This window comes from Psychrobacter sp. L7, assembly GCF_002810365.1.
Classification (GTDB): Bacteria; Pseudomonadota; Gammaproteobacteria; order Pseudomonadales; family Moraxellaceae; genus Psychrobacter; species Psychrobacter celer.
On sequence record NZ_NEXR01000003.1, the window covers coordinates 352,642 to 365,737 of the forward strand.

11 protein-coding genes are annotated in these 13,096 nt (G+C 48.9%); 9 read left to right on the forward strand and 2 right to left on the reverse strand.

The features are described 5' to 3' along the window. Position 1: 1 nt before the first annotated feature. Positions 2 to 1,234, reverse strand: a complete 1,233-nt coding sequence (gene carA, locus CAP50_RS05190; protein WP_100749254.1) for a glutamine-hydrolyzing carbamoyl-phosphate synthase small subunit — start codon at positions 1,232 to 1,234, stop codon at positions 2 to 4. 448 nt (positions 1,235 to 1,682) lie between these two features. Here carA and CAP50_RS05195 point away from each other — a divergent pair, with 448 nt between their 5' ends. Continuing rightward, positions 1,683 to 2,219 (forward strand): gamma carbonic anhydrase family protein, encoded by a 537-nt coding sequence (locus tag CAP50_RS05195; RefSeq protein ID WP_100749255.1) that lies wholly within the window; start codon positions 1,683 to 1,685, stop codon positions 2,217 to 2,219. 98 nt (positions 2,220 to 2,317) lie between these two features. Here the strand turns inward: CAP50_RS05195 and CAP50_RS05200 are convergent, their stop codons facing one another. Next, positions 2,318 to 2,764: a hypothetical protein gene (locus CAP50_RS05200; RefSeq protein ID WP_153045425.1), complete on the reverse strand. Its 447-nt coding sequence runs from the start codon at positions 2,762 to 2,764 to the stop codon at positions 2,318 to 2,320. Between the two features lie 165 nt (positions 2,765 to 2,929). Between CAP50_RS05200 and CAP50_RS05205 the strand changes: the two genes are divergently transcribed. The 8 genes from CAP50_RS05205 to clpB all read left to right on the forward strand — a co-directional run bounded on the left by CAP50_RS05205 (position 2,930) and on the right by clpB (position 13,017). Next, positions 2,930 to 3,637, forward strand: coding sequence for an HAD family hydrolase (locus CAP50_RS05205; RefSeq protein WP_075101135.1), 708 nt, complete (start codon positions 2,930 to 2,932; stop codon positions 3,635 to 3,637). 104 nt (positions 3,638 to 3,741) lie between these two features. After that, positions 3,742 to 4,837, forward strand: a protein-coding gene (gene prfB, locus CAP50_RS05210; RefSeq protein WP_100749257.1) for a peptide chain release factor 2 whose coding sequence is annotated in 2 segments (ribosomal slippage) — positions 3,742 to 3,813 and positions 3,815 to 4,837 — 1,095 coding nt in all. Because the reading frame shifts where the segments join, the coding sequence is not laid out codon by codon here. Between the two features lie 43 nt (positions 4,838 to 4,880). Continuing rightward, entirely contained in the window at positions 4,881 to 5,165 is a 285-nt protein-coding gene (gene ppnP, locus CAP50_RS05215) for a pyrimidine/purine nucleoside phosphorylase (RefSeq protein WP_075101136.1), read from the forward strand. 193 nt (positions 5,166 to 5,358) lie between these two features. Then, positions 5,359 to 6,519, forward strand: coding sequence for a DNA topoisomerase IB (locus CAP50_RS05220; protein WP_075101137.1), 1,161 nt, complete (start codon positions 5,359 to 5,361; stop codon positions 6,517 to 6,519). 304 nt (positions 6,520 to 6,823) lie between these two features. Continuing rightward, positions 6,824 to 8,521 carry an AMP-binding protein gene (locus tag CAP50_RS05225; protein WP_075101138.1) on the forward strand — a complete coding sequence of 566 codons (1,698 nt, stop codon included), beginning with the start codon at positions 6,824 to 6,826 and terminating at the stop codon, positions 8,519 to 8,521. Positions 8,522 to 8,701: 180 nt separating this feature from the next. Then, positions 8,702 to 9,478 carry an SDR family NAD(P)-dependent oxidoreductase gene (locus CAP50_RS05230; RefSeq protein WP_075101139.1) on the forward strand — a complete coding sequence of 259 codons (777 nt, stop codon included), beginning with the start codon at positions 8,702 to 8,704 and terminating at the stop codon, positions 9,476 to 9,478. Positions 9,479 to 9,577: 99 nt separating this feature from the next. Beyond that, positions 9,578 to 10,156, forward strand: a complete 579-nt coding sequence (locus CAP50_RS05235; protein ID WP_075101140.1) for a L,D-transpeptidase family protein — start codon at positions 9,578 to 9,580, stop codon at positions 10,154 to 10,156. Between the two features lie 263 nt (positions 10,157 to 10,419). Next, positions 10,420 to 13,017, forward strand: a complete 2,598-nt coding sequence (clpB, locus tag CAP50_RS05240) for an ATP-dependent chaperone ClpB (protein WP_075101141.1) — start codon at positions 10,420 to 10,422, stop codon at positions 13,015 to 13,017. Positions 13,018 to 13,096 lie beyond the last annotated feature (79 nt).

A 13,096-nucleotide genomic window follows, 5' to 3' on the forward strand; every position in this document is an offset into this window, starting at 1 on the left:
TTTAATCTTTGGCCGCTGCCATCATCTCGGCAAACTTATCAAACAGTGGCGCAGCATCATGCGGGCCAGGGCTGGCCTCTGGGTGACCTTGGAAGCTAAACACTGGCTTGTCGGTCAGTTCAATACCTTGGTTGGTACCATCGAACAGTGAACGGTGAGTCGATTTGACGTTGTCAGGTAGCGTGTCTTCATCGACAGCAAAACCATGGTTTTGACTGGTAATCATCACCGTCCCTGTGGCCAAATCTTGTACAGGATGGTTGGCACCGTGATGTCCAGTTTTCATCTTGATGGTGCTAGCGCCGCTGGCCAGACCGATCAGCTGATGGCCTAGGCAGATACCAAAGGTCGGAATATCTGTCTCGGTGATGATGTGACGTACCGCGTCGATAGCATAGTCACAGGCGGCAGGGTCGCCGGGGCCATTGGATAAAAAGATACCGTCTGGGTTCATCGCCAGTACGTCTGCGATAGGCGTTTGTGCTGGTACCACCGTCACATGACAGCCGCGATCGACTAGCATACGTAGGATGTTGGTTTTGCTACCGAAGTCATAAGCGACGACGTTGTATTTAGAGTCGATGTGAGTGCCAAGCTGCTTAAAAAAACCGCCTGTACCGCTATCATGGCTACCAGGTGCGTCACGGTTTAGCAGTGTGTCGGACAAATCCCACGTCCCTGCTGTCCATTCGAAGTTTTCTTTAGTGCAGCACTCTTTTGCCAAGTCCATGCCTTTGATACCAGCAAACTCTTGTGCCAGTTTAATGGCTTGTTGCTCATCATCGCGGCTGATTGTTTCACCATTAGAGGCCGTCATGATACAGCCGTTTTGTGCACCTGTATCACGCAGTAGACGGGTCAGCTGGCGTGTATCAACCTCAGCGATGGCGACGGTGTCATGGGTTTGGAGATAGTCACTGAGCGACTGAGAATTACGGAAGTTGGAGGTTGCCATGGTGGCATCGCGGATGATAAGACCGTCGGCCCAGACTTGGTGGCCGTTGCCAGACTCGGTGTCTTCGCTGTTGGTACCAGTATTACCAATATGCGGGTAGGTAAGGGTGACCAGCTGGCGCGCGTAGCTTGGGTCAGTTAGGATTTCTTGATACCCTGTCATGGCTGTATTAAACACCACCTCACCGACACGATGACCAAGGCTACCGATACTGACACCGCGAAAGATCGTACCGTCTGCTAGTGCCAAAATTGCTTGTATTTCTGCCGATGAATTCAAGGTTTGCCTCCGCTATTATTTGTGAGTTCTGTGACGATGCTTGTGGTTGGCTGTCGGTGAAAAGCCTTTATTTTTAAGGTCTTGGGAATAATAAATCTCAAGAAAAATATAGGCTGCACACAAAAATCGCCCACAAAAAAGCGAGAAGACATTATCGATGGAAACTACAAAACTCACTAGGTAGTGAATAGGTAACTTGCATCATGTCCGCTCGCTTAGGCACAGATTTTGCGCATTATATACAATATAGACGCAGATAGCCAGCTGATTTTTTAACACAGTACAAGCGCTGTGCCAAGTTATCAGGATTAAGTTGGCAAGATGGCGAGCGGCTACGATGAATAGCGCTGGATTTCTACAGTTGTCTTTGCCACAATGAGTCGTAACATCATGAGCCGTAACATCGACCAATTAACCACAGCGTTTTTTAGTAGGACAAGGAACCGTTATGATTTACCAGTATATAGATAAGACCCCTGAATTTGCTAGCCCCTTTCATGGCTGGGTGGCTGATAGCGCACAAGTGATTGGTGATGTGTATTTGGGCCATCAAGCCAGCGTCTGGTTTGGTGCGGTGATTCGCGGTGATAACGAGCGCATCCATATCGGGGACTATAGTAATGTACAAGAAAACAGCGTCATTCATACCGATGCAGGTATCGAAGTCAAAATAGGCAACTATGTGACGATTGGGCATTTGGCAATGCTGCACGGCTGCGAGATTGGCGATAACAGCTTAATCGGAATCGGTGCGGTGGTGCTCAATCATGCCAAAATCGGTAAAAACTGTATCATCGGTGCCAAAGCCTTGGTCACAGAAGGGAAGGAAATCCCAGACAACTCACTGGTCATGGGCGCACCGGCCAAAGTGGTGAAAACCCTGACGGATGAGCAAGCAGCGATGTTAAAACTATCGGCCATGCACTATAGTGAGCGCTGTCAGAAGTTTAAAACTGGCCTCAAAGAAATAGCCATGCCTGAATGATAAGAAGTCATAAATGGCGGATATGAGTGGCTCATTTTGTCGTTTCTCACCTTATCCTTTGTTCGTCTTATCGTCGCTGATATTGTGGTTGCGCGTATTTACGTCATGAGCATCATGACCAGCCAAATAACCGCAAAGATAGCAATACCGATCATCAGACCTCGAAAGATATCATGGCGTATAGAGTAGTCGTCGAGATAAGCGTTATTGCCAGCTTGCGGATTGTGTAAGGCATTGACGCTCTCGGCACCTGCGTTTTTGCCGACAAAAAACCCAATAATGGCACCCAAAACCAGCAGGATGGGCGTAAACAACCAAAAAATATCACCCGTGCCTAGATTGAATAAAGAGCGAATCACGACGATAGCAAGATCGATAAATAATCCGCCAGCGCCATACAGCAAAGCTGTCAAGAGCGCATATAAGATACGTGCCATCGGAGACTGATAATCCTCTCCTCGTTGCCGCCGTCTAATCTCTTTGATAGAGCGGGCAGGGCGTCTCGGTCGACGAGCGGTGGTGGACTGGGGATTGGGCGTTTTCATAAGGTTCTCTGTTTTTATTATAAAGTTAGCATAATTTTGTTTACTAAACAGTAATATTCACCAAATATTACCGAGTCATGGAAGATGGGGTGCCACCAACTATCACCCAACTTTTAACCCTTCTTTACCAATCATCGTTTTTATAAATCACCATAAGGTTTTATTATGCAGGCAGCACAACCGATAGCAAAAGAACTGGCGCTTTTTGATTTGGATCATACTTTGCTCGATGTCGATAGCGACTATCTTTGGGGCGAGTATATCGTCAAGCACAATCTGGTCGATGAGGCCGAATATCGTACGGCCAATCAAAAGTTTTATCAGGACTATATCGAAGGCACGCTCGATGCCACTGAGTACAATGAGTTTGTCGCCCAGTTTTTGAGCAGCTTGCCGATGGAGAGGCTACACGCGTTACGCGAAGACTATATCAAGTCTGAGATCGAGCCGCACATCCGCCCAAAAGCAATGGAGGTGCTCTGTCAGCATGTGGAAAAAGGGCATGATGTGGTGATAATCTCCGCGACCAATGATTTTGTGGTGTCTGCCATCGCAAAGCGTTTTGGGGTCGAGGCTGGCAATGTATTATCGACGCCGCTTGAGATAAAGGACGCCCGCTATACCGGCAAGCTCACCGACAAGCCAAACTTTAAAGAAGGTAAGATTTATCATCTCGATAAGTGGTTAAATAAGCAGCAGCTCGCTGGCGTTCGTTTTGAAAAAACTTATGCGTATTCAGATTCTAAAAACGACATCCCGCTGCTAGAATGGGCGGACGTCGCAGTCTGCGTGTCTCCTGATGACGCGCTGCATGCTCATGCGCTGGCGCATCGCTGGGCGGTCGAAGATTGGTCGATTGAGGCTGGTCAATGAGCCGCTACCAGGCAGCGCACAATTAATCCATTATGTAACCGTAATCTCATTTAAAATAGCGCCCGAGTGCGACCTTTATTTTTTAGCAAAAAACAGGACTATTTATGGAAATCAATCCGTATCAAGAAAAAATCAAAGACTTATCTGAGCGAGGACAGGACCTTCGGAGGTATCTTTGACTTCGATGGTAAGCAAGAGCGCCTAGAAGAAATTAATTTGGAATTAGAAAACCCCGAGCTATGGAACGATCCTGAGCGCGCGACCAAGATTAATAAAGAAAAAAGTCAGCTTGATGGTGTCATCGATGTGGTGATATCGCTTGAGACTACCTTGGCAGATGCCTCTGCCATGCTCGAGCTGGCAGTAGAAGCAGAGGATGAGTCACTACTGAGCGATGTGCAAGCAGAGCTCGACGATGCTGAAGAACGTGTGGCAGATTTAGAATTCCGCCGGATGTTTAGCGGCGAGATGGACCTAAACAACTGCTATTTAGACATTCAGTCGGGTAGTGGCGGCACCGAAGCACAAGACTGGGCTGAGATGCTGCTGCGGATGTATACGCGCTGGGCGGAGTCGCATGGCTTTAAGGTCGAGGTCATTGAAGTGTCGTCTGGTAGCGTCGCTGGGATTAAATCAGCGACGATCGAGATCAAAGGCGATTATGCGTTTGGCTGGCTGCGTACCGAGATTGGTGTGCATCGCCTAGTGCGTAAGTCACCATTTGATAGCAACAATGGCCGTCATACGTCGTTTGCCGCTGTTTTTGTTTCGCCTGAGATTGACGACAACGTCGAGATTGATATCAATCCAGCCGATCTGCGTATCGATACCTACCGCTCATCGGGCGCGGGTGGTCAGCACGTCAACACCACTGATTCTGCGGTGCGTATTACCCACGAGCCAACTGGCGTGGTGGTCACGTGTCAAAACGAGCGTAGCCAGCATGGCAACAAAGCCACTGCCATGAAAATGCTGCGTGCCAAGCTTTATGAGCTTGAGATGCAAAAACGTATGGAAAAACAGCAAGCGGTCGAAGACAATAAGTCTGACGTCGGCTGGGGCAGTCAAATTCGCTCGTATGTGCTCGATGACTCACGTATCAAGGACTTGCGTACTGGCGTTGAGACGTTTAATACCAGCGCGGTACTCGACGGTGATCTCGATCAATTCATTGAAGCCAGCCTTAAATCTGGACTATAAGGCTTATTAACACATTTTAAACACCATTACTTAAGGAAAAGTTATACCAAGCGTAAATAGTTATTTTGACGATAAAATCACGTCGATCGCCTTTCAGACAGCTACTCTGCCAGCGACTGTCGGCGTGATGGAAATTGGGGAGTATGAATTTGGCACCAGTGAGTTTGAGACCATGAGTGTGGTGAGCGGCGCGTTGACCGTTAAACTGCCAGAAAGTAGCGAATGGCAGACCTTTGACGCCGGTCAACAGTTTACTATTGAAGCGGATAAAAAATTTCAAGTCAAAGTTGAGGTTGAGACCGCTTATTTATGCACTTATGGTAAATAAAGCTTTTTAGATTTGTCGTCGTCATATTGACACTAGCCATAAAAAACGCTAAGTATTAAATGCTTGGCGTTTTTTTTATGGTAATTGGACGGCTATTTACACATCAATTACACTTTGCTTGTGGCAAACAAACAGCAAAAATAACTGCAATTCATTATGCTAAAGCGTCTATTTTATCAATCGAGTATTTTTTATGGCGAAGTTAGACCAGCAAACAACCCCGCAAGATGTACGCCATGATTATGAACATTTAGCACGCTTGGCAAACCTGCGTTACGTCAGCGACGATGAGCCGGGATTTACGCGCAGGCGTTGGGGTCGCGGTTTTACTTATAAAGATGCCATCGGCAACACGGTCAAATGCAAAAAACTTCGCGCGCGCTTTGAGGCGCTAGTCATCCCGCCGATGTGGTCAGAGGTGTGGATATGCCAAGATGAAAAAGGGCATTTGCAATCGACAGGCCGCGATGACAAAGCGCGCAAGCAGTACTTGTATCATCCCGAATGGAATCGCGTGCGCGATCACGCCAAGTTTGCCGCGATGATAGGGTTTGCGACCGCGTTGCCCACGCTGCGGGCGCAAGTTGAGACAGATTTAGAAGCAGCGCCGCTATCACGCGCCAATGTATTAGCCGCGGTGGTCAAGTTATTGGAAACTACCCTCATTCGTATCGGTAATAGCCGCTATGCAAAGATGAATAAAAGCTATGGCCTGAGTACGCTGCGCAGTAAGCACGTGAGCGAGACGGATAACGGTCTGGCATTTGACTTTGTCGGCAAAAGTGCCAAAGAGCACCATATCGAGCTACAAGACGAGCGCTTGATTGAGATTGTGCAAGCCTGTAGTGAGCTGCCAGGGTATCAGATTTTTAAATATTTAGATGAAAATGGTGACAAGCAAGTTGTGGATAGCAGCGATGTCAATGACTACTTGCGCCGTCATCTGTGTGCGGATACAGAGGCGCACAAACAGCCGAGCAGCGATGACTTGGAGGATCTTACATCGGGCAGATTGTACAGTGCAAAGGACTTTCGTACTTGGATGGCCAGTGTACTGGCAGCGAGCTATCTGTATGATGAGCTGCAGACCTCGGCGGGCCGGACAGTCTTAGCCAGCGCTCCTGCTAGCAAGGCGCGTCAGCAGCTGGTTACCGATATGGTGAAGAGCGTGGCCGAAGAGCTTGGCAATACGCCAGCGGTATGCCGTGCTTCTTATATTCATCCGATGCTTATCGAACGGTTTTTGGCAGGTCAGTTTTTTGAAGCATACAAAAACGCCCGACGCGGCCGTAGCAAAAAGCACCAAAGCTGTGAAGAAAAAGCGCTATTAAGCTGCCTGTGTACTTGGCAATAACCTGTGAGCTTAGCAATGAGACGCTATGTCGCATAAGCCTGCTATGGCGATGATAAGTCACATGCAATTGCGCTGAACGGTCGTGACTACATAAAGAAATAATATAAAAATGATACGCTATGTATTGAAATAATAAGTAAAATGCGTTACTAATAGCGTATAGACAATAAAAACCGCCCATAGGATAGGGCGGTTTTACAAGTGAGACAGTGGTGTTTTGATTCATGAGCATTTTTACCCATGATGTCATGCGCCGCTGTTGTCACTTGTCATCAATGACCTGCAAGTGCTAAAGGATTGGCTTATGACTACCTCATCGACCCCCACGACAACTCACACCGATACGCGCCAACACTACCGCGATTATTATCAAAACTTTAATATCAATAACTTATTGACCGAAATATATGGCGAGCATCTGGACGACCAGCGAAATGCCTACATGGCCTGCTGCGGGCGCCATGTGCGTGATGGGCGGGGTGAGCATCTCGCACTTGTACACGAAGACACAGCAGGCAACGTCACGCGCCTAAGTTTCGCTGAGCTTGATAAGGCCAGTGGTCACGTTGCCAACTTGCTCCAGTCGTATGGCGTGCAAGCTGGCGATCAAGTGGCGACCATGCTGCCGCGCACACCTGAGCTGCTGACTATTGTATTGGCGACATGGCGTATTGGTGCCGTGTATCAGCCGTTATTTACCGCTTTTGGCTATGAGTCGATCAAGTACCGTATGGATAAAGCCAATACCAAAGTGGTATTTACCAACCTTGAGAACCGCGGCAAGTTTGAGGATTTGGCTGAGCAAGCCAAAATGGTCTTGGTGGGCGGCAACGATAGCCAGCAGGACCATGGCTGGGGTGACGATCTTTATGAGGAGGTGGTAGCAGCGCAGTCATCTACAGCGGAGCCTGTGCTCTTGGAGACAGATGCGCCGTTTTTGCAGATGTTTACCTCTGGGACCGTCGGTAAATCTAAGGGCGTCAGCGTCCCTCTCAGCGCGCTCTCGGCTTTTTATCTATATATGCGTTATGCCATCGATTTGCGCGCCGATGATAATTACTGGAATATGGCCGATCCTGGCTGGGCCTATGGGTTGTATTATGCCATTACAGGGCCGTTGCTGATGGGCATCACCACCCATTTTAATGAGTCAGGATTTGATGCAGAAAACACGCGCGACTTTATGGTGCGTCATAAGATTACCAATTTGGCCTCCTCGCCCACTGCCTTTCGTATGATGAAATCCAGCGGCGTGTTTGAGCGGGCGCATGACGATAGCGATGCCGCGCTATCCCTACGCTGCGCCAACTCGGCAGGCGAGACCCTAAATACCGAGGTCGTCAACTGGGTGGAGACCTATCTAAACTGCAAAGTCTGTGATCAATATGGACAAACTGAGACGGGAATGACGTGCTGCGAGCACCATGCTTTGACCCATGAGTGTCCTGTCGGCTCAATGGGTATGGCGCTTCCAGGGCATACCCTCGTCGTGTTGGATGATGACATGAATGTCTTGCCTGATGGTGAGCAAGGCCAGCTGGCAGTGGTGGTCAGTCAGTCGCCCGCGTTTTATTTCCGTGGTTATAGCTGGAATGAAAAAGACGCCTTTGTCGGTGATTACTACCTAACAGGCGATGTGGTCGAACGTCATAGTGACGGTAGCTATTGGTTCTCAGGGCGTGATGATGACATTATCATCACCGCAGGCTACCGTGTGGGGCCGACTGATGTCGAAAACACCGTGCTGGAGCATGATGCGGTGGCAGAGTCGGCTGCCGTCGGCGTACCTGATGAAGTGCGCGGTCATACCATCAAGTCGTATGTGGTACTAAAGGACGGTATCGAAGGCTCAGATGAGCTGGCCAAAGAAATACAAGCCCTGGTACGCAAGCGTCTATCGACACACGCCTATCCGCGTGACGTTGAGTTTGTGGCAGCATTGCCCAAGACCCCAAGTGGCAAGATTCAGCGCTTTTTGCTGCGTAGTTTGTCTGCGGCATAAGCCAAGAAAAACGCGACGATATCAAGACGCGGCCATATTAAGGGCGACTGTACGTCAGTCGCCGCCTTATTAGCTATATTAGCTTAAGATGAGCACTGCATCATGCACTGTCTCAAATATTTTTCCGTACAATATAAAGACTACCATGCAAAGAATACCAGACAAATAAAAGGAAGGATTATGCAAATTGAACAACACAGCTTTTTGGTAACGGGCGGTGCATCAGGCCTTGGCGAAGCCGTGGTACGGGCGATCGTCGCTCAAGGCGGCAAGGTGGTCATCGCCGATTTAAATGAATCGGCAGGACAGGCATTGACTGATGAGCTGGGCGCAAATAGCCGTTTTGTACGCTGTGATATCACCAGCGGCGAGGAGGTGCAAGCAGCAGTAGACACGGCCGAACGAGCCTTCGGTGGTCTGCAAGGCTCTATCAACTGTGCGGGCATTGCGGTGGTACAAAAGCTGCTCGATCGTGAAAATACACCTGCCGATCTCGAGGCGTTTAGCCGCGGGGTTCATATCAATCTCGTGGGGTCTTTTAACGTCGCGCGTTTGGTAGCGGCTAGCATCGCTAAGCGCGTGGCAGCAGGCGCTGACGCGTCAAACGCAGACAACGGTATTATCATCAATACCGCCTCTATCGCCGCCTTTGATGGACAAGTTGGGCAAGCCAGCTATTCATCATCAAAAGCTGGGGTGGTCGGGCTGACCTTGCCGCTTGCACGCGAGCTGTCGCGCCACGGCATCAGAGTCATGACCATCGCGCCTGGTGTATTTGCCACACCGATGATGGATACCATTCCCGAAAAGGCGCGTGAACAGTTAGAAGCAGGTGTGCCGTATCCTAAGCGTTTGGGTGCTCCAAACGAGTTTGCCAAATTGGTCACTCATATCATTGATAACGCCTACCTAAACGGCGAAGTGATTCGCCTTGATGGCGCGATTCGCATGGTGTAATCGCGCTTTTAGCGTATTCATACTTTTTGCACATATTTGACACAAATTTTTGTTATTTTATAAAAACCCATTACTGGTGGATTATAAAAGGCAAAGACTGTGTCATTTTTTCGTTTATACCCCAAAAAAATCATCCTGCTGTCCTTGGCGATGCTTATTTTGCTCGGCGCTGGCTGGGCCGGCCTGACAGGCTACAAAGCGCTCGCTGCAGCAAATCACTCTGACAAAGGCCATCAAACTGACCTTGCAAATATCACGATTGACAAAGTCTATGTCGATAAGTCCGAGCGCGTACTCAAGCTGATGAGTCAAGGCGCAGTCATCAAAACCTATGCCATTGCGTTAGGGGATAATCCAGTCGGACATAAACAACAAGAAGGCGATGAGCGTACGCCGACTGGTGATTATACTTTGGACTATAAAAATGAGCATTCGATTGCGTATCGCTCTATTCATATCAGCTACCCGAATGCCACCGACTCTGCGCGTGCTAGAAATAAAGGGGTGAATCCAGGCAGTGATATTATGATTCACGGTCAGATGAATGGCTTTGGTCATTTGGCGTGGCTCAACCAGCAGCGTGATTGGACGAATGGCTGTATCGCGGTGACCAACGATGAGATGGATGAAATTATGGCATTAGTTGCCATCGATACACCGATCGAAATCGTGGAATAAACTCCTACTTGGCGACCATACGACCATGTGTATAACGGCTTTTTTTTAAGAAGTGATGTCTTGAAGCGCACGGTATAAAACCTTATGAATAAGGATAAGTTTATATCATTGCTATTAGTAAGGTTTTTCTGGTTTATACCTTGAAATACAAGGTACTATACCCTATATAAATATCAACTAAAGGCGAGTAGGCGAGTCTAATACTTATAACAGTCTGCTGCCATTTTGACCAATAACATATAGAAATATCAAAGGATAAATCGATGAGATTTGAGAAATTTACCCAAAAGCTGCAAACGGCCATCTCCGAGGCGCAAAGCCTGGCTCTAGGACGTGATCACACAGGCATAGACCCTGTGCATTTGCTGGCCGTATTGCTACAAGATGAGTCTAACTTATCTATCTGTCAGCAGGCCGGCGCGTCTATTCCAGCGCTAAAAAACGGCGTTGCCAAGGCGCTCGATAATCAAGCAACGATTAGCGAGCCGACAGGTGATGTCAACCTAAACCCAAACTCAGTGAAGATTTTAAACCTAGCCGATCGCCAAGCGCAGAAGGCAGGTGATGACTTTATTGCCACTGAATGGGTGATATTGGCACTTGCTGAACAAGGCGAGACCAAAAAAATCTTTGAAAATGCAGGCGTGACAGCCAGTCAGTTAAAGGCTGTGATCGAAAAGTTACGTGGAGACGAGACGGTGGACAATCAAAATGCCGAAGATCAGCGTGATGCGCTAAACAAATATACTATCAACTTAACTGAGCAGGCTGAGCTGGGTAAGCTAGACCCTGTCATTGGCCGTGACGAAGAGATTCGCCGTACCATTCAGGTGCTCTCGCGCCGCACCAAAAATAACCCCGTGCTCATCGGTGAACCGGGTGTCGGTAAGACAGCCATCGTCGAAGGCTTGGCGCAAAAAATCATAAATGGCGATGTGCCAGAAGGACTGCGCCGTAAGGAAGTGCTGTCGTTAGACTTAGGCGCGCTTATTGCGGGGGCAAAATTCCGCGGTGAGTTTGAGGAGCGTCTCAAAGGGGTGCTAAGTGACTTGGCCAAGCAAGAAGGCAACGTCATCTTATTTATTGATGAGCTGCACACCATGGTCGGCGCTGGTAAGTCAGAAGGCGCGATGGATGCAGGCAATATGTTAAAGCCTGCACTGGCGCGCGGTGAGCTACACTGCGTCGGCGCGACGACCTTGGACGAGTATCGTCAATACATCGAAAAAGATGCCGCGCTTGAGCGCCGCTTCCAAAAAGTGCTGGTCGATGAGCCAACGGTTGAAGACACCATTGCGATTTTGCGTGGTCTAAAAGAGCGTTATGAGCTGCATCACGGTGTCGATATTCAAGACAGCGCGATTATTGCGGCAGCGCGCATGAGCCATCGTTATATCACCGATCGCAAGCTGCCTGATAAAGCGATTGACTTAATTGATGAAGCAGCCAGTCGCCTGCGCATGGAGATGGACAGCAAGCCTGAAGCGCTCGGTAAGCTAGATAGCCGTCTGATTCAGCTAAAAATGCAGCGAGAAGTACTCAAAAACGAAGAAGATGCCGGCGCACAAGCAGAGCGTAAAGTGCTTGATAGCCAAATCGAGGAGCTAGAAAAAGAGTACGCCGATCTCAATGAGGTTTGGCAAGCGGAAAAAGCGCTGGTTAAAGGCTCTCAGCAGCTAAAAGACGAGCTGGACAAAGCGCGTATCGCTTATGACAAGGCCAGCCGCGAAGGCGACTACGAGACCATGAGTAAGCTGCAGTACGAGACGATTCCGCAGCTTGAGCGCCGTATTACAGAGTCTGATTTGGCCGAGCAAAAAGAGCTGGCAGGTGATAATGGCGGTGCCAAACTGCTGCGTAATAAAGTCACGGATAACGAGATCGCAGAGGTGGTGGCAGCCGCGACGGGAATTCCTGTCAGCAAAATGCTACAAGGCGAGCGTGACAAAATGCTAGCGATGGAAGACAAGCTGCATGAGCGCGTCATCGGTCAAGATGAAGCGGTCGAAGCCGTTGCCAATGCGGTGCGCCGTAGCCGAGCTGGTTTATCGGATCCGAATCGTCCCTCAGGGTCGTTCTTGTTCCTTGGACCAACGGGGGTTGGTAAAACTGAGCTGACCAAATCACTGGCCAACTTCTTGTTTGATAGTGAGGATGCCATCATCCGTATCGACATGAGTGAGTATATGGAGAAACACAGCGTCAGCCGCTTAGTGGGCGCGCCTCCAGGCTATGTCGGTTATGAAGAAGGCGGCACCTTGACCGAAGCGGTACGCCGTAAGCCTTATAGCGTGATATTGTTTGATGAGGTCGAAAAAGCGCATCCTGATGTGTTTAATATCTTGCTACAAGTGTTAGACGATGGACGTTTGACCGACTCACAAGGCCGCGTGGTCGACTTCAAAAATACAGTGATTGTGATGACCAGTAACTTAGGCTCACACAAAATCCAAGAGATGGTCGGCGAGAGCTATGAAGACATCAAGTCTGAGGTGATGGATTCGGTCGGACAGCATTTCCGCCCAGAGTTTGTCAACCGTATCGATGAGATTGTGGTATTCCATCCGCTTGGCATGTCGCAGATGGCTGGTATTGCTGACATTCAGTTGCAGCGTCTACGTCAGCGTATCCAAGAGCGTGAGATGGATATCGAGCTGTCAGCCGATGCGATGAACAAACTAGTCGCTGTCGGTTACGATCCTGTCTATGGCGCGCGTCCACTAAAACGTGCGATCCAGCAAGAGATCGAAAACCCACTGTCATTAAAGCTATTGGCTGGTGACTTTGTCGCAGGTGATATCATCAAAGTCGATGTCGGCGCAGATGATCAGCTGACATTTGATAAGCTCAGAATGAGCTAAATCAAGCGCTTGTTTTTCATTGAGTTAGTTTAGCGGTCTCTGCTAGCTAATGAAAAATCCAAAACCCCTTATCTGCCTA